The organism is Pseudomonas sp. D5(2026) (assembly GCF_057766845.1).
This window is the reverse complement of record NZ_CM173421.1, coordinates 5,447,747-5,465,958: the sequence shown is the minus strand read 5'-3', so window position 1 is coordinate 5,465,958 and position 18,212 is coordinate 5,447,747. Positions and strand designations below refer to the sequence as shown.

The 18,212-nt window shown below is 61.3% G+C and carries 11 protein-coding genes and 1 pseudogene; 5 read left to right on the top strand and 7 right to left on the bottom strand.

Annotated elements, in window-relative coordinates; translation table 11 throughout:
• Positions 1-1,592 precede the first annotated feature (1,592 nt).
• On the bottom strand, positions 1,593-3,380 hold the full coding sequence (locus tag AC3B5Q_RS25150; protein WP_488392774.1) for a monovalent cation:proton antiporter-2 (CPA2) family protein: 1,788 nt from the start codon (positions 3,378-3,380) through the stop codon (positions 1,593-1,595).
• 154 nt (positions 3,381-3,534) lie between these two features.
• Entirely contained in the window at positions 3,535-4,509 is a 975-nt protein-coding gene (locus tag AC3B5Q_RS25145) for a GlxA family transcriptional regulator (RefSeq protein WP_021784863.1), read from the bottom strand.
• Between the two features lie 180 nt (positions 4,510-4,689).
• On the opposite strand from AC3B5Q_RS25145, the gene AC3B5Q_RS25140 reads away from it, so the two are divergent.
• Both AC3B5Q_RS25140 and ycaC read left to right on the top strand, forming a co-directional pair.
• Entirely contained in the window at positions 4,690-5,052 is a 363-nt protein-coding gene (locus AC3B5Q_RS25140; RefSeq protein WP_012054076.1) for a helix-turn-helix domain-containing protein, read from the top strand.
• 72 nt (positions 5,053-5,124) lie between these two features.
• The gene (gene ycaC, locus AC3B5Q_RS25135; RefSeq protein ID WP_003253573.1) at positions 5,125-5,751 is read left to right on the top strand and encodes an isochorismate family cysteine hydrolase YcaC; all 627 of its coding nucleotides are present in this window, start codon (positions 5,125-5,127) and stop codon (positions 5,749-5,751) included.
• A 96-nt stretch (positions 5,752-5,847) separates the two neighbouring features.
• On the opposite strand, the gene AC3B5Q_RS25130 is transcribed toward ycaC, so the two are convergent.
• Positions 5,848-10,896, bottom strand: a complete 5,049-nt coding sequence (locus AC3B5Q_RS25130) for a trifunctional serine/threonine-protein kinase/ATP-binding protein/sensor histidine kinase (protein ID WP_488392773.1) — start codon at positions 10,894-10,896, stop codon at positions 5,848-5,850.
• A gap of 238 nt (positions 10,897-11,134) precedes the next feature.
• Here AC3B5Q_RS25130 and AC3B5Q_RS25125 point away from each other — a divergent pair, with 238 nt between their 5' ends.
• The 3 genes from AC3B5Q_RS25125 (at position 11,135) to AC3B5Q_RS25115 (ending at position 13,038) form a co-directional block, all read left to right on the top strand.
• Positions 11,135-12,127, top strand: a complete 993-nt coding sequence (locus tag AC3B5Q_RS25125; RefSeq protein WP_488392772.1) for a response regulator — start codon at positions 11,135-11,137, stop codon at positions 12,125-12,127.
• Entirely contained in the window at positions 12,124-12,492 is a 369-nt protein-coding gene (locus AC3B5Q_RS25120; RefSeq protein ID WP_031322660.1) for a response regulator transcription factor, read from the top strand. Before AC3B5Q_RS25125 ends, AC3B5Q_RS25120 begins: the two co-directional genes overlap by 4 nt.
• Before the next feature lie 117 nt (positions 12,493-12,609).
• Entirely contained in the window at positions 12,610-13,038 is a 429-nt protein-coding gene (locus AC3B5Q_RS25115; RefSeq protein WP_021784859.1) for a DoxX family protein, read from the top strand.
• Positions 13,039-13,070: 32 nt separating this feature from the next.
• Here AC3B5Q_RS25115 and AC3B5Q_RS25110 read toward each other — a convergent pair whose 3' ends face one another.
• From AC3B5Q_RS25110 to AC3B5Q_RS25095, 4 genes and pseudogenes are all read right to left on the bottom strand, one after another.
• On the bottom strand, positions 13,071-14,561 hold the full coding sequence (locus AC3B5Q_RS25110; RefSeq protein WP_392504529.1) for a YifB family Mg chelatase-like AAA ATPase: 1,491 nt from the start codon (positions 14,559-14,561) through the stop codon (positions 13,071-13,073).
• Positions 14,562-15,674: 1,113 nt separating this feature from the next.
• Complete coding sequence (locus AC3B5Q_RS25105) at positions 15,675-16,652, bottom strand: hypothetical protein (protein ID WP_021784856.1); 978 nt, start codon at positions 16,650-16,652, stop codon at positions 15,675-15,677.
• Between the two features lie 9 nt (positions 16,653-16,661).
• Positions 16,662-17,150, bottom strand: coding sequence for an Hcp family type VI secretion system effector (locus tag AC3B5Q_RS25100; RefSeq protein WP_028698276.1), 489 nt, complete (start codon positions 17,148-17,150; stop codon positions 16,662-16,664).
• Between the two features lie 585 nt (positions 17,151-17,735).
• A pseudogene (locus AC3B5Q_RS25095) lies at positions 17,736-18,035 on the bottom strand (magnesium chelatase domain-containing protein); the annotation flags it as partial.
• Positions 18,036-18,212: the final 177 nt, after the last annotated feature.

Genomic DNA, 18,212 nt, shown 5'->3' with positions numbered 1-18,212 from the left:
GTTTCCACGCAGAAGGCGGCAGTTGTGCGCGGGGTGGAAAACCGGGGAGAAGGCAAGCCGGTAGGCCAAACGGCCTCACGCGCACAACTGCCATAACGGCAGCCCTTCATCACATCCGGGTTTCCACACCCGATCGCTGAACCGACAGCGACCCGGTTAGCCTAGAGAGCAGGCCTTCCCTGGACAATCAGACGGGCGTCGACACGGTGTGTAGGATAATTCCTTGGGATTGGCGTGAACGTAGGAAATGGTTCGCGGGGAAGTAGGACCCAGCTGATAATTAGGCGATTTGTGATGGTTTTTGTGAGTTCGCGTAATGGCGGCGAGGTGATCGTCAGGAAATTGCAGGATGGCTTCCAGGTGCCTGGCGATAGTTTTTTGGCGCCCATGAGATCGAGCGCCGCCCGCGCGGCGCATCGCGAGCAAGCTCGCTCCTACATTTGTTTCGGGCCAATTATTCCTGGGGCAGACGCGCACGTCCCCTTGGCGCTCCCCTCGATATCGTGGGGGACAAACAGGGCGGTCGCGCGCGCAGGCACAGGCGATACTGGCCCGAAACAGATGTAGGAGCGAGCTTGCTCGCGATGCGCCGCGCGGGCGGCGCTCGATCTCACAGGCACTACAACCCTCAAGGCATGCTCGCCCCTACATTTGTTTCGGGCCAATTATTCCTGGGGCAGACGCGCACGTCCCCTTGGCGCTCACCTCGATATCGTGGGGGACAAAGAGGGCGGTCGCGCGCGCAGGCACAGGCAATACTGGCCCGAAACAAATGTAGGAGCGAGCTTGCTCGCGATGCGCCGCGCGGGCGGCGCTCGATCTCACAGGCACTACAACCCTCAAGGCAAGCTCGCTCCTACATTTGTTTCGGGCCAATTATTCCTGGGGCAGACGCGCGCGTCCCCTTGGCGCTCACCTCGATATCGTGGGGGACAAACAGGGCGGTCGCGCGCGCAGGCACAGGCAATACTGGCCCGAAACAGATGTAGGAGCGAGCTTGCTCGCGATGCGCCGCGCGGGCGGCGCTCGATCTCACAGGCACTACAACCCTCAAGGCATGCTCGCTCCTACATTTGTTTCGGGCCAATTATTCCTGGGGCAGACGCGCACGTCCCCTTGGCGCTCACCTCGATATCGTGGGGGACAAACAGGGCGGTCGCGCGCGCAGGCACAGGCGATACTGGCCCGAAACAGATGTAGGAGCGAGCTTGCTCGCGATGCGCCGCGCGGGCGGCGCTCGATCTCACAGGCACTACAACCCTCAAGGCATGCTCGCTCCTACATTTGTTTCGGGCCAATTATTCCTGGGGCAGACGCGCGCGTCCCCTTGGCGCTCACCTCGATATCGTGGGGGACAAACAGGGCGGTCGCGCGCGCAGGCACAGGCGATACTGGCCCGAAACAGATGTAGGAGCGAGCTCGCGATGCGCCGCGCGGGCGGCGCTCGATCTCACAGGCACTACAACCCTCAAGGCATGCTCGCTCCTACATTTGTTTCGGGCCAATTATTCCTGGGGCAGACGCGCACGTCCCCTTAGCGCTCACCTCGATCTCACAGGCACTACAACCCTCAAGGCATGCGCCAAAAGGCCTCAACCCGCATCCGATTCAAACAACCGTTCCAGCTCCACCCGCGCCTCCTTGCCCGTCTGCATCACCTTGGCCCGGTCATCACGTACCTGCCCCTGGGCCTCCAGCACCTCTTCGTCATGCTGGGTAAACCGTGCAATGCGGTCCGCCGCCTGTTCATCGCTCAGGCCCAACCCCACCAGTGCCCGGCGGGCCATTTCCAGGCTGGAGTGGTATGTCTCGCGAATCGGCTCGGCGCCCACATCCGCCAGTTTATGTACGTGCTGGCGGTTACGCGCGCGGGCCAGCACTTTCAGGTGCGGGTACAGGCGTTTCACCCGTTCAGCGCTACGAATGGCGGCCTCCGGGTCATCGATGGTGATGATGAAGTACTCCGCCTCACCCACCTTGGCCGCATGCAGTACTTCGGGGCGCAGCGGGTTACCGTAGAACACCGGCACCTGTTCGAACATACGGGTCATCTCGATGGCATCCACCGAGGTCTCCAGGGCAACGAACGGTATCTTCTGTGCCCGCAGGATACGCGCGACGATCTGGCCCATGCGGCCCATGCCGGCGATTACCACCCGCGGCGTGCCGGCGTCGATGGCCTTGTAATGGTCGGGCACTTCACGCACTGGCTGCGCGCGTTTGAGGGCACGGGCGCAGCCAATCATGAGCAGTGGGGTGATGGCCATCGACAGGGTAATGGTCATCAGCAGCAGGTCGTAGGTCTGGGTATCGAACAGACCCTGGTCCTTGCCCAGCTTGAACACCACAAAGGCAAACTCGCCGCCGGCGGCCAGCACCATGCCCAGTTGCAGCGCGCTGGCGCCGCTCAGGCCGGCGGCCAGGCGACCGGTGCCGACCAGCAGCACCAGCTTCACGGCCACCAGCAACAGGGTCAGGCCCAGCACCACCAGCGGCATCTCCAGCAGCAGGTGCAGGTTTGCACCCATCCCGACGCTGATGAAGAACAGCCCCAGCAGCAGGCCCTTGAAGGGTTCGATCTGTGATTCCAGCTCGTGGCGGTATTCCGAGTCTGCCAGCAGCAGGCCGGCGAGGAAGGCGCCCAGGGCCATGGAAATACCGGCTTGTTCCATCAGCCAGGCGGTGCCGATCACCACCAGCAGGGCAGTGGCAGTGGACACTTCCGGCAGGCCGGTGCGAGCCACGGTGCGGAACACCGGGCGCAACAGGTAGCGGCCGCCGATGATGACCACGGCGATGCTGGCGAATACCTTCAGGCCATTCTCCAGGCTGTCGCCACTGCTGGTGTCCGGGCCAGTGGCGGCCAGCAGTGGTACCAAGGCGATCAGCGGGATCGCGGCGATGTCCTGGAACAACAGGATGGCGAACGCCAGACGGCCGTGCGGGGCATTGAGTTGTTTGTTCTCGGCCAGGCTCTGCAGGCCAAGGGCGGTGGACGAAAGCGCCAGGCCCAGACCGAGCACGATGGCCGCGGGCAGCGTCTGGCTGAAGCCGAACAGGGCGATGGCGCCGATAACCGCGCCGGTCAGCAACACTTGGGCAGTGCCGACACCAAACACCGACTTGCGCATCAGCCACAAGCGTTTGGGCGACAGCTCCAGGCCGATGATGAACAGCAGCAAGACCACGCCCAGTTCGGAAATGTGCGCCACCCTTTCTGTGTCGTGGACCAGGCCAAGTGCTTGCGGGCCGATGACCACACCGGCGAGCAGGTAGCCGAGCATGGCACCCAGTTGCAAGCGCTTGGCCAGGGGGACGGCGAGGACGGCGGCAAGCAGGAAGATCACCGCAGTTTGCAGAAGGCTGCCTTCGTGTGGCATTGGCTCGTACTCCATGAGCTGCCGGGGCAGCGTTATTACAGGTTGGCCGACGATTCTGGAGGCTGGGGTGGCATTAGACAATCTGATGTCGGGAAGAAACATTGTCCTGAAAAAAGAGACGGTGGCTGTGGTCAGTTGTGTGAGTGGCCCGCGCTCAACCCCCACCAAACTGCGTGCGATACTGCGCCGGCGTCATGCCTATCCGCTCACAGAACACCTTGCGCAAATGCCGGTCGCTGCCAAACCCGCACTGCGCCGCCACAACCTTTAACGGCAGGTCGCTGCCTTCGAGCAGCTTGCGCGCGCGGTCGATGCGCGCATTCTGCAGGTACTGCAGCGGCGTCATTCCCACCTCCCGCAGAAACGTCCGGGCAAAGTTACGCCCGCTCATGGCCACCAGTTCGGCCATTTTCTGCACGGTGAACGCCTGCTCGATGTGGTCGACTATATAGGCCTGCACCCGGGCAATCGGCGAGTCGTCGCGTGGTACCGCAGCCAGCAACGGCCCGTAAGGTGTCTGCCCGCCCTGACGATGACGGGCAACCAGCAGCACCTTGGCCACTTCCAGGGCCAGCGCCTTGCCATGGTCCTCGGCAACCACCGCCAGTGCCAGGTCGATCCCTGCAGTGATACCGCCCGAGGTGATCAGGCAGCGGTCCATCACATAAATCTGCTCGGTCTCCACCTTGGCCTCGGGAAACGCTTGTGCCAGGCGCTCCACGTAATTCCAGTGGGTGGTGCAGCGATAGCCATTGAGTAACCCGGCCCGCCCCAGCAGGAACACTCCGGTGCAGATGGCACCGAAGCGTTTGGCCTGGCGCACGGCCTTGGGTAGCCAGCGCTCGATCCCTGGCAATGCGACGGCATAGGCTCCTGGGCCGCCGGGCACCAGCAACAGGTCGACGGCTTCCGGCAAGTCTTCCAGGCGCCGGTCTGCCACTACCTTAAGGCCGCATGAGCCGCGTACCACCGCTTGTCCCTCGGCCAAGGTCAGCAGCCGATATTGCCGTTCTGCTGGCAAGAATCGGTTGGCGATGGCGAATGCATCCATGGGGCCGGTGACATCCAGCAGTAGCACATCGTTGAACAGCACCATGGCCACGGTGCGGTGGGCGGGTTTTTCCTGCATACCTCTTTCGCCTTGAATGCCGGCCGCTGGTAGCGGCCAAAAGCTGAATACGAAACGCATCTTAAGGTATCGGCAAAACGCTCAGGGCCAGCAGCGCACAATTAACAATAATTCAGGTTTGGCTCAGGACTTCGTCATGTGCCGGGGGCGAGACTTTCTGCATTGAACAGGAGAGTCGCCATGTACCCTGGGACGCCCGAAGCGCCGCTGCAAACCCCCGGCGCACTCACGCCCGCGCGGCTGCGCCGGGCCAAGGAGCTGATGTTGCACAGCCCGTTGTCGATCATTGAGATCGCCGCGGTATGCAACCTTACCCGCAGCCATTTTTCCCGCGCTTTCAAAGTCAACACCGGCCTTTCGCCGCAAGCCTGGCGCCTGCTGGCGCGCATGGAAAAGGCCAAGCGCTTGCTCGCCACTGAGGCACCTATCACCCATGTGAGCCTGGAATGCGGCTTTTGTGACCAGGCCCATTTCACCCGCGCGTTCAGCCGCCTGGTCGGCCAGCCACCCAAGGCCTGGCGGCAGGCGCAGGTACTTTCTTAAGCCGAAGCTATCCACCGGTATAACCCCTGCGGACAGTGCCGGCCCGTTATCCCAACCCAAGGAGTCACCCCCATGAGCCAACCCGATTACAAGCGCCTGAACAAAGACGACGCCGTGGTGCTGCTGGTCGACCACCAGACTGGCCTGATCTCGCTGGTGCAGGATTTTTCGCCCAACGAATTCAAGAACAACGTGCTGGCTTTGGGCGACCTGGCCAAGTTCTTTGGCCTGCCGACCATCCTCACCACCAGCTTCGAGCAAGGCCCGAATGGCCCGTTGGTGCCCGAGCTGAAAGAAATGTTTCCAGATGCGCCGTACATTGCCCGTCCGGGCCAGATCAACGCCTGGGACAACGAAGATTTCGTCAAGGCAATCAAGGCCACGGGCCGCAAGCAACTGATCATCGCTGGTGTGGTGACCGATGTGTGCGTGGCTTTCCCGACCCTGTCGGCGCTGGCGGAAGGCTTTGAAGTGTTCGTGGTGACCGATGCCTCGGGTACCTTCAACGAAACCGTGCAGCAAGCGGCTTGGGTGCGCATGACCCAGGCGGGTGCGCAGATGATGAACTGGTTCTCGGTGGCCTGCGAACTGCACCGCGACTGGCGCAACGATATCGAAGGGCTGGGCAACCTGCTGTCGCAGCGTATTCCCAACTACCGCAACCTGATGAACAGCTACGCAGCGCTCGCCTCGCGATGATGTAAACCTGTATCGGCCTCTTCGCGGGTAAACCCGCCCCTACCATGGCTGCGCCGACTGTAGGAGCGGGTTTACCCGCGAAGAGGCCGGCACAGGTTATGAGTGACTCACAGGCAGAAAGAAGCGAATCCGGCATCCACCCAACTGCGACACCAGCGCCTGCAACTGCCCGCCGTGGGCCTGAGCCACCGAACTGCAGATCGCCAAGCCCATCCCCATGCCACCGGTCTTGGTGGTATGAAACGCATCGAATACACGCTCCCGCTCGTCCGCTACGATCCCCGGTCCGTTGTCGTCCACGCAGATTTCCACCCCATCCTTGACCACCGCCGATCCAATCTTCAGCACCCCGTCACTGCGATACCCAGCCAATGCTTCCAGAGCATTGGTAATCAGGTTGAACACCAGCTGCTGCAACTGCACCGGGTCGGCTGTCACGCAGACCCCGGCCTGTAGCTGCGTCTGCACATTCACCTTGCCCTTGGCGGCATCGGCCGAGGTCAGGCGCACCACCTCGCGGATCAATTCGTCCAGCTTCACTGCCTTGAGTTGCATCGGCGACTGCTTGGCCAAGGACCGTAGCGCCCGCACGATGTTGCCGGCCCGTTCGCTGTCGTTGCGGATATCTTCCAGGCCGGCAATCGCTTCTTCCAGGTCGGGTTTGGCGCGTTTCAGCCAGCGCAGGCTGGCCGCGGCATTGGAGGCGATGCCCAGGAGCGGCTGGCTGATCTCGTGAGCGATGGACGCTGACAGCTCATTCATCGCCTGCAAGTGCGCACTGCGCGCCAGTTCCGCACGCGAGCGGCGCAACTCAGCCTCCATCTGTGCGCGGATCTGGTTCTCCTCGGCCAGGCGCGTGTAGAACTTGGCCGTTTGTAGCGACACCGCCGCCTGAGAGGCGAGGATCTCCAGCATGGCCAGGCGCTGACTGCCGAACAGGTTCGGCACAAGACGGTTTTCCAGGTACACCAGGCCGATCAGCACGCCCTGGATCACCAGCGGCAGGCACAGCACCGAGCGGGCGTTGCGTGCCTGCAGTTGTTGGCGGAAGGCCTCAGGGCACTCATCAAGGGCATCGTTGAGCACCAGCGGTTTGCGGGTGCGCATGGTGGCGTTGATGACTGACAGCGGTGCCTGGGTCATGAACTTCTGGCAGTTGTCCATGCTCACGTGCAGCCCGGCGTCGTCGATGTGGGCCAGGGCAGCCATCTGGAATTCGGCGCCGCTTACAATCAGCAACACGCCGCGATCGGCACCGGAGTGCTGGGTCAGATGGCCCATCAGGGTTTCGATCAGGCCTTCGAGCAGCACTTCCTCGGACAGTGCCCGCGCAGCTTCTATGCCGGCTTCGAGGTCCAGCTTGGCCTGGTGGGTGGCGCGATAGGTCTCCTGAATCGGTTGGGTGCGTAGAAACGGATGCAATGTCTCAAGCTGGTGCACCTTGCCGGTCGCGCCCCAGATATGGAAGCAGTCGCGAGCGATGCGCAGGTGCAGGTTGGCGCCGGAGATCAGGCCGTTGGGGATGCACACCTCGGCCAGCTGTTCATGGGCCAGTGCCTGCTCGTGGATGAAACCGGCAGCGGTGGCGGCAATTTGCGCCTGGTCGAAGCAGCGGATCGCGCCCAGGCCGTCGCCTTCGAGCTTGGCGATGACGCCTTCGATCAGCAACTGCTTGCTGCGGAAGGTGGCCGGGTTGAAGCCGGCCCAGCGGCTGAAGCGCTCGCGCAGGGCCTGTAGCTCGCGCAGCTTGTCGGCAAGGCTGCCGTGGGCTTCGGGGCTGCCCAAGGCCAGGCCGCGGAACAGATGATAGTCGGCCAGGTTGATGTGCGCCGGTGCCGCCCAGCTGTTGTCACCGGCCAATGCCAGGTCGCGCATGGCCTTCGGGATATTGCCCATGTAAAAGGCGCACATGGCGGCGAACAGGTGTTGGAAGAACCGCGTGGTGGGCGACCTGGAGGGGGCGGCCGGGGCCGGGCAGGTCAGGCCACTCAGGTTGGCGACGAACGCTTGCTGGGCCTGCAGGATCTGCTCGACATCGCGGTAGCCGTGGTGACGCACAGTGGCCAGGCCTTGCGCCACTTCCTCGACCACGTCCGGCAGGTAGCGGCCCATGAACAGCGAATCTGATACCAGATGGTTGCAGGCGTAGCAGCTCATCGCCAGGTCGCCGCTCAGGCGCGCCGAGTCGATGGCATCCAACGTGGTACGTCGGGCGAATTCCATGGGTGAGGTCCAGGCGCTGACCTGGTCCATGGCCAGCAGCGCACTGGTCAAATCAGCTTCGAAACCGTGTCGCTCGATCAGCTTGAGCGCGGCCAGGCAACAGGCATGGCCATCATGGTAAGCGCCGAAACGTTCGGCAATCATCACCCCGTACCAGGCCATGCCGTAGGTGCTACCTGGGGCAACGCCGTGCAGCAGCGACATTTCCATCAGCTTGGCCAGGTGCAGGAAGCAGATGTCATCCTTCACGAAGAACGATGATGACAGGGTGGCCAGCAGGCTGATGGCAACCGTCACTTCCTCCGATTCGGTGCGCGGTAGCGACTCCAGGCAATGCCGACCTTTCTGTTCGACCAACGCCTGTACATGGGCGTGACTGGCCTCGACCTGTTGCCAGTCGACGCCCCGCACCGGGCTTATACCCAGTAAGTCCAGGCCGCTCAGGGCGCTGTCGATGGCTGCCTGATAGTCACCGCGCAAGGTATACAGCAGTGCCTGCAGCCGGCACGCTCGCGCCTGCTCCAACGCCGAGCGGGCACGCTGTCTGCATTCAGTGAGGCGTGCCTCGGCCGCGATCGTTCGTGACAGTTGCATGTCGCACTCCGTCGCCATGCAGGCGATGGCAAAGCCATGCGTGACGCGGCTTTCAAGCGTGGCGCCGTGGTGCAGCAACTGCTCGGCGGTGTGCAGGTAGCCTGCGGCCTGCTCGAAGGCGCCGGCGTCGCGTGCGCGTGATGCGGCCTCGCGTAAAAGCTGCAGGAACGCTTCGCAGTCATCCGCTGTAAACCCGCAGGGGGCGGCACGTTGCAGCTGGCTGGCGAGCTCGAACAGCCCCTCCTGCATGTAGTCTGGCCAAGCCTGGCGCATGGCCAGGGCGATGCGTGCATGCAGCGAGGCGCGCTCGTGCTCGGGCGTTAGTGCATAAGCGGCCTCCATCACCCGGTCATGAGTAAAGCCCAAGCCGTTCTGGCCCGGTTGCACGAAGCCGGCGCCAATCAAGGTTTTCAACGGTTCGCCTGGCGGCTGGGCGAGCAGCTGGCGAAGCAGGCGCTCATCGCAGTGGCTGCCCGCCGCGCTGACGACCCGCACAAGGTCGCGTTGCGGTGCTGGCAGGCGCCCCAGGCGGTGGACCATCAGGTCGGCCACATTGTCGGAATAGCAGTGCCGGGCCACAGCCTGCAGGCACCACGACCAGCGCATGGCCTGGGTGTCGAAGATGAACAGCTGGTCCTCGACCATGGCCCTGAGGATCTGGTTGATGAAAAACGGGTTGCCCGCCGTTTTGTCGTGCACCAGTTCGGCTAGCTGAAATGCCTCCTCGGGGGCAACGTGGTAGCGCTCGCCAATCAGCTCGGCCACCGCTCCAACGGCCAGCGGCCGCAGGTTCAGCGTGGTGCTGCGCACCGTTGCAGGTATGGCCAGCGGTGCGCTGGTGGTGGGCGTATCATTGCACCGGGTAAAAATCAGCAGCAGGTTGGCCGGCGCTTCAGCCAGCAGTTGGGCCAACAGTTGTCGGGTGGCGTCGTCGGCCCATTGCAGGTCGTCAAAGAACAGCACCAGCGGTTGGCCAGGCCGGGTGAAAACCTGCAGGAATTCAATGATCGCGTGCAGTTCCTTCTGCAGCGCAAGGCGCGTGGGCTTGGCGGGTAATTGGGGCAGTGGGCCGAGAATCAGTTGCAGGTCCGGGGCCAGCTTGCCGAGCAGGCGGCCATGACCTTTGATGCGGCGCAGGATTTCGCGGCGCAGGGTGTCGAGGTCCTGACTGTTCTTGGCCAGCAACTGGGTGGTCAGGGCGCCGAGTACTTCGATCCAGGGCGTGTAGGGCACAGCTTGGGCTTGGCTGTTGCACTTGCCGACGGCCCAGTAACCTTCAGCGTTGACCTTGAGCGCTGCTTCGACAAGGCTCGACTTGCCCATGCCAGCAGCGCCGTTGATGACCAGGGCTTGTGGTTTGCTATGGCGATGCAAGGCCCTGAGCAGCAGGGTAATGGCCTTTTGCTCGGCGCCGCGGCCGTACAGGCGTGCGCGGCCAGGCGCTACCGGGTCGGCGCAACCTGGCGTGAAGGGTGCCAGGATTTTGTGGGCGGCCCACTGCCGCTGGCAGTGAGCCAAGTCCACTGCAAGGGCGCGCGCGCTCTGGTAGCGGGCGTCCGGCTCTTTGGCCAAGGCCTTTGCCAGGATGAGGCTGAGGGGTGGCGGCACGTTGCTGTCCACTTCGCAGGCCGCACGCGGCTTCACACCCGCATGCAGCTGTCGCCAGTGCTGGGTGTCACGCCCGGCCAGTGGCAGCTCGCCCAGCAATAACTGGTAGAGGATCGCGCCCAGGGCATAGATGTCACTGCGTCGGTCGCTGGTGCTACCGTGCGGGCAAACCTGTTCCGGTGCCAGGTAGGCCCAATTGCCGAGCGGGGTGCCCTGTTCGCTGATCCGCTCTGCCGGGTCGGCGCGAAAGAAGCCCAGTCGCACCCGCTGGTGGGCGCCCAGGCACACATGCCCGGGCTGCAGTGTACCGTGCAGCACATTGGCTTCGTGCGCTTGCGCCAACGCGAGGGAGGCGTTCACCGCGATGTCGAGAAACGGCTCCAGCGCCGCAGGGCCTTCCGCGATCAGGTCGGCGACTGAGCGCACGGCCGGGTACACCAGCAATGGGCCTTCAGCCGAGCGCACGAACGCAGAGGGGATCACAGCCCATTGCGGGTCCAGTTGCAGGCGGTAGTCACGTTCCAGGCGCTGACAGGCGGTAGGGGCCTCGAGCGGGGCGCGCACGGCAATCCAAGCCTGATTTGTGGCTGGGTCGCGCAGGCGGAAATAGCTGAGTTCACCTTCCTGGCCCAGCGCGCTGATCTCGCACTGGTTCAGCCAGCCTTCGTCGATTGACTGATCGTAATCGATGGGCCTGTGGGCAAGGCGTTCATCGAGCATAAAGCACCCCCGCTAGCGACATCCTGAGGCGCGAGTATACGCAGCGGGCCCAGCATGAATGCGGGATACAGCCTGCTTGGCAGGAACGGGCACGCTGTTGTCCGTTATCGTCCCCTGAGGGCCGGCGGGCTTTTGTATAGTCCTCAGGCCAACCTATCCCTCGGGATAATTGTCTGAATGCGCATGCTGGCTTAGGCTGCCCATGCAGCGAAAACGCCCGTGCCCGCGCGAGGAAGCCATGATCCGAATAGGCAATGCCCTGGTGTCGCTGGAGCGGCGCGAAGTCTATGTCGACGGCAAGCCGATCCTGTTGGGGGGGCGTGCTTTCGAAGTGCTGGCCACGCTGATCAGGGCCAGGGGCCGCGTGGTCGGCAAGGACGAGCTGTTCAGTCAGGTGTGGGCTGGTACGGTGGTTGAGGACAATAACTTGCAGGTGCAGGTGTCCTTGCTGCGCAAGGCCTTTGGCGACCGCGGCCTGATCCAGACCGTGCCGCGCCGGGGCTACCGTCTGGCCGCGCAGATCAGCCTCGAGGTGCCGGGTCAGGCACTGGGTGGGTCGTTGCTGCACACCATGGCCGAGGCTGTCGAGCCGCTCGATGAGCGCGTGAACGTGCCGGTGCTGGTTGTGGATGACGACCCGTCGGTGCGCACCGCTTTGGGCCGGCTGTTGCGCTCGCAGGACATCCCGCATCACTTGTTTGCCAGCGCCGAGGCCCTGTTCGAGGCCCGCCTGGAAACCCCCTGTGCCTGCCTGCTGCTGGACATGCACTTGCCGGGTACAAGCGGCCTGGAGGTACAGGATGCGCTGTGCCGGCTGGCGCTGCCCTGGCCGATCGTGTTCATGACCGGCTTCGGCACCATCCCGATGACAGTCCAGGCCATGCGCGCCGGAGCGGTGGAGTTCCTGACCAAGCCGTTCGATGAAGACCAGTTGCTGACCTTGTTGCAGACAGTGCGCGCCCGTGCCGTGGCCGAAGGCCGCAAGTGGCTCCATGCGCGGCAGGTCGAGGAAAAGTACCAGCGCCTGACTCAGCGTGAGCGCCAGGTCTTCTCGCTGGTGGTAGGCGGCTTGTCGCACAAGCAGATTGCCAGGCAGATCGGCACCAGTGAGGTGACGACCAAGGTGCACAAGAAGAGCATCATGAACAAGATGCAGTCCCGCTCGTTGCTGGAGCTTGCGGCCATGCACAACCTTCTCGGCGCGCGGTCTGAGAGCCTGGGCAGCGCATGAGCAGAGTGGTGTGCATCGTCGACGACGATGCCTCGGTGCGCAAAAGCCTGGCCAACCTGCTGCGCTCGGCGGGGTTCGAGACCTTGTCGTTTTCCGCCGCGGACGCCTTCCTGGCCTCGCCACTGGCGGGCGAGGCGGGCTGTGTGTTGCTTGACCTGAAGATGCCGGGGATGAGCGGGCTGGAGGTACAGCGTGAGCTGGCACAGCGGGGGTGGCGCTTGCCGGTGATCTGCATGTCGGCACATTGGGACGATGGCTCGGTACGGGCAGCGATGGGCCTTGGGGCACTGGCCTGCCTGGGCAAGCCGTTTTCTGAAGAGGTGCTGCTGAAGGTGGTTGAAGAGGCTTTGGCCGGCGGTCAGTGAGGTTAAGCCCGCGAAGAGGCCTTACGCTTTAAGACCCCTCACAGCACACCTGCGCAATCAATCTCTGGATAAATGCGCAATGCTCCGCAGGTTGATCGATTAGCGAGCCCCCTTGCCATGCCACGCTTGAAACCCTTTCTCGACCCCCATCCCCCAACCCTGACCGCCATCGGCCTGCTGTTCATGCGGGTAACGGCTGCCTTGCTGTTGCTGTTCATTCACGGCCTGCCCAAGCTGTTGGACTGGAGCGAGGAATTGCAGCGCATCGAAGACCCCTTCGGCCTGGGCGCGACACTGACCTTGGCCTTGGCTGTGTTTGCCGAGGTGGTTTGCCCACTGCTGCTGCTACTGGGGATCGCTGCACGTCTGGCTTGCCTGCCCGTGCTGGCGGTGTTGCTGGTGGCGCTGGTGGTGGTGCACCCGGACTGGACACTGGAGCAGGGCCAGTTTGCCTGGTTACTGGTGGCGCTTTATGGCGGCTTGGCCTTGACAGGGCCTGGGGTTTACTCAGTTGCCGGATGCATCTGGCGGAACAGGGTTACCTGACCGGTTTCGGGACTGCAAAGCAGCCCGGCAATCTAACTGCTCCCTGGCCGGTACTGCAGGGCCTCGGCCAGGTGCGTCCGGCCAATCGTCTCGCATCCCTCCAGGTCCGCCAACGTCCGCGCCACCTTCAACAACCGGTGCGCCGCCCGTAGCGACAAGGTCAGCCGCTCGCAGGCCCCTTCCAGCCAGACTTGGTCCGCCGCTACCAACCCACAGTGGTGCCTTAAACCTTCAAGGTCTAGAAATGCATTTGCACACCCTTGTCGGCTGTGCTGCAGCTCCCGCGCTTCAGCCACCCTGACGGCGACATCGGCACTGGTTTCACCGCAAGACTGGTTGTTCAACGTAGTGCTTTCGCGAGCCACGGTCAGGTGCAGGTCGATGCGGTCCAGCAGTGGCCCGGACAGTTTGTTGCGATAGCGCGCGATCTGCTCGGTGCTGCAGCGGCAGCGGCCAGTGGGGTCGCCCAGGTAGCCGCAAGGGCAGGGGTTCATCGCCGCCACCAGCTGGAAGCGCGCAGGAAAACGCACCTTGTCACGGGCACGGGCAATCACGATTTCGCCTGACTCCAGTGGCTCGCGAAGCACTTCCAGTACACGCCGCTCGAACTCCGGAAGTTCGTCGAGAAACAACACGCCGTGATGGGCGAGCGTGATTTCACCTGGTTGCGGTCGGCTACCGCCACCGACCAGCGCCGGGCCGGACGCAGAGTGATGGGGGTGGCGAAAGGGCCGCTGTGGCCAGCTGTTCAGCGGCGCTTTCCCGCTGACTGACTGGATTGCCGCCACTTCCAGCGCTTCGTGCTCGTCCAGCGGTGGCAGCAGCCCGGGCAGGCGGCTGGCGAGCAAGGTTTTGCCGGTGCCGGGCGGCCCGGTGAACAGCAGGTTGTGCGCCCCGGCCGCAGCCAGCAGCAAGGCACGCTTGGCTGCCAGTTGGCCCTGCACTTCGCTCAGGTCCGGGTAGGGGCGTTGCTGCAGGATCAGGCCGTTGGCTGCGTAGGGCGGCAGCGGCACCTGGCCGTTCAGGTGGGCGACCAACTCCAGCAGGTGGCCCACCGCATATACCACCAACCCGCCGGCCAGGCTGGCTTCCTCGGCATTTTCCCGTGGTACCACCAGCGCCCGGCCTGCCTCGCGTGCCGCCAGTGCCGCAGGCAGCACGCCCTGCACCGGCCGCAATTTCCCCGACAGCGCCAGTTCGCCCAGGCATTCCATATCGGCCAGGGTGGCAATCGGCACCTGGCCGTCGGCGGCAAGGATGCCCAGGGCAATGGCCAGGTCATATCGGCCGCCATCCTTGGGCAGGTCGGCGGGGGCGAGGTTCTGGGTAATGCGCCGCTGCGGGTACTTCAGCCCGGAGTTGACGATGGCGCTGCGCACCCGGTCCTTGCTTTCCTTGACTGTGGTTTCCGGCAGGCCGACCAGGGTGAGATGAGGCAGGCCGTTGGTCAGGTGGGTTTCGACGCTGACCGCCGGTGCCTGCACGCCTACCTGGGCGCGGCTGTGGACGAGGGCTAGGGACATGAACACTCCGTTGTTGCTGGTAATGCCGCTTCCTGCGGCTGGGCAAAGAATAGCCAGTGCTGCCACGGCAGGCGCAACAAGTGTGCATCGTGGTTTTTCAGGGCAGGGGTTTTCCCTGCGTTTTCATGGGCTTCGGCAAAAATTGATCCAATAGGTTTCGCGCAGGTACCAGCTATGGCTTAGTTTTATGGGCAAATTGCCTTGCGCCGGAGCTTGCGGTGTTCGGCACACCTGTAGCGGTTGAGAAAGGAAATCTGGAACATGATCTGCTTGATGATATACGCCGTTGTGCCCCGGCCATTTCATCGTGTTAGCGCCGGAGGTTGACGAACGAATGAGCTCATTACGGCTTGGCCGCACCGAACACCGCGCTTATCTGGTTAATGCGTTTCGGTACCGGAGCACAGTTCCATCAGTCGCAAGCTAGCTTCTGCTATGGAACTCGTGCGTGAGTCTGATGATTAAAACTCGGCCATTTTCTGTATAGAGCCACACCGAGACACTTAACTGCAAACTATCTTATAGATGTTTTGCAAGTCTTCGTATGGCCCCTTAGCCGAAAGGGGGTATGGTGAAATGACGCAAATAAACCGTGAAAAGGCATAGTTTCGTTTCCAGCATGTTCGCTGCGTCCCACGGATACTGTTCTATAGGTTCCAAATAAAATGTCGCAGTTTAGATTCCCTCATAGCCGCCCTGTTTCTAATTTTGCGCACTGTCGACCCGACCAGTGAACCTAACTTTCGCAGCTACCTAATTATTATCCACTCATGCAGACAAAGATTAAAAACGAGGCTAGCATAAGATTCCACAACACAACCAATAGACACCGCATCGCCATCGGGAACCTATCTACCTCCCTTGAATCAACCAGCCCTCTATACACGAATACCTTTGGCATAGTCAGCAATATCGACACCGTGCAGATCCGCATGACACGCCCAATCAAGCCCGCCCGCGAATACAGATTTTTATTCCCCATCACAAAGCTAGAGTTGGAAAGCATTGTTTCTATAAGCTCTAGGTAACGATACGATAAATACACTAACACCAAGAGCGATAGTGTCGCCAAAACAAAACTACCCAATACAACGAGTTCCGCAATAGTGATTGTCATGGATTTACACTGCGATAAAGTATGTCACCAAAATATTCCCCGCCTTGTCCACCCTTGTCCCCACCAATCTTGCCACCTAAAGTCCCACCCAATACAGCACAAGCTAACGCACCACTACCTCCAGTAGGAATACCCAACACCGCAGTACAAACCACTGTAGCTATAGCACCTCCAACGGCTCCCCCTGCGGCGCTGCCGCCAATGCTGCCTATCAAGGCGCCCCCTTCGACATACCTGGCTTGCACACACTCATCTTCTCGCCCAAGGGTGCACGCTTGATGGATACTCAATCCTGTTGCAGCCACATCTAGCCCGATACCGATATAAGTGCCCTTCTTTATGAGATTAGCAGCCTTGGAAACTCCAGCGATCTTTTCCGCATACCCAACAATTTCACCAGAGTGCAGATAACTCTTCGTGGAAATCCCTAGCGTTCTCTTTGCTTTCCCCTTTTTACGCAAGCCCGAACCGTATGCCGCTAGCCTATCCAGCTGCTCCTCCAACCTAATGAACAAAACCATCCGCTTGGCATAAAATTCATCACGCGCTTTGATCGTGCCGCCCCCCAAGTAATCTCGATGAAGCTGCTCAACCTGCCCGAGTGTTTCCTTGATTGCATCGAGATGCCTGCTCCAGCCGTCACTTACTGCGCCTGCCCCCATCGACGCATGAGCAAGAAAACTATTCAACATTTCGTAGTTATCCAATAAAAAATCATCCACCCCAGCACCATTGACCTCGAGTAGATGATGAATCCCTTCTGCCTGAGACATTAAAAATGCTTCATGACTTGTACAGGAGGGCGTGGTTGGATCACCTACAATAACCAGTTCACCACCTACCACCACACTATTGACGATATGCGCATTCAACACATCAAACTTGCCGCGCTGATTGGCCGTCATGGGCGTATCGGCCTTCAGCGAATCATATGACTGCGTGTGCGAATTAATGAAGCTGCGTGCCTCGGACATGGTCGCACCTCACGCATACTTCTTGTTGTTGATACGGTCCCAACCGCCCGTGACGTTGCCGCCCGCGCTGCCGTCGAGGCGCTTCTGCCGCGTGTAGGTGGTTTTGATCCGCCCGTAGTTTAGCTGTACGACTTCCATCGGGACGCCGGAACTGGCGCTCTGGGCGTAGTCGGCGATGATCACTTCTTCGAGAACGACTTCGTAGTACTTGAGCTTGTCGGTACCAGCACGGCATACCACCAGCTTCACTTCCTTTAGGTGCTGGCCGGCACAACTGGCTTCAAGAAGCTTGCAGCTGGCACTGTCCAGGTATTTGGTGAAGGTGAAATTGGTGAGGGTGGTGCGCCCTGAAGATGCACCACCCGCAGAGCTTGCGGTGGCTGAGGTGCTTTGGCTGGCACCGAATTTATAGCCGACGATTTCGATCCAGTTGGCGTATTGCTGGTCCAGCGCTTCGCCAGTGATTTCCGCGATTTGGATATAGGCATCGAAAGCCATGTGTTCCACTCCCTGGTAACAATTGGTCTGAAAATGACAATGACGTTGCTCGGACAGCGTCGTTTAAGGCTTGTTCCTCAAGCACGGCGGATTGGACTGCTTGTGCCGATGGGACTGGTGTAAAATAGTCACACCGAATCGCTGCCGCAAGCAGGCGAGATTAAGTTTGCGAAATTGCCTACAAATTTGCCGATAAATCCCGCTCGATCACATTAGAAGATGTTTCTTGAAAAGTTCTTGGATGGCAGTTCGGCGCTGCGTGGAGCAGGACCCTATTGGGTATGGATATCAAATCGATATCCATTGTTCGAAGGTCTAAATTTTTGGCTTATTGAAGATTTTCTATTCATTGAAAAGTATCGGAGCGTTTGCTAGATGAGAATCTACCTTTGGCAATCTCATGCTCAGCGGTTAGCTCTGTGGAGGATTTGGTGGAGCAGGCTATAGGCTGCTAGCTTTTTGCCTGATTACCATTTTTAAAATGGTCAAGGTGGTATTCAGTTTGATGTGGATGTTGCAGCGTTCTAACTAGTCGTATCTCGTCCGAATTTTCTGCAGCTATTTCGAAAACCTGCTGCCGCCGCCGCCCCGCACCGGGCGCAATTTCCCCGACAGCGCAGGTTCGCCAAGGCATTCCAAATCGGCCAAGGTGGCAATCGGCACTAGGCCGTCGGCAGCTAGGTTCTGGGTAATGCGCCGCTGCGGGTACTTCAGCCCGGAGTTGACGATGGCGCTGCGCACCCGGTCCTTGCTTTCCTTGACCGTGGTTTCCGGCAGGCCGACCAGGGTGAGATGAGGCAGGCCGTTGGCCAGGTGGGTTTCGACGCTGACCGCCGGTGCCTGCACGCCTACCTGGGCGCGGCTGTGGACGAGGGCTAGGGACATGAACACTCCGTTGTTGCTGGAAAATGCCGCTTCCTGCGGCTGGGCAAAGAATAGCCAGTGCTGCCACGGCAGGCGCAACAAGTGTGCGTCGTGGTTTTTCAGGGCAGGGGTTCTCCCTGCGTTTTCATGGGTTTCGGCAAAAATGGATCCAATTGGCTTTGCGCAGTCGTCAGGTAT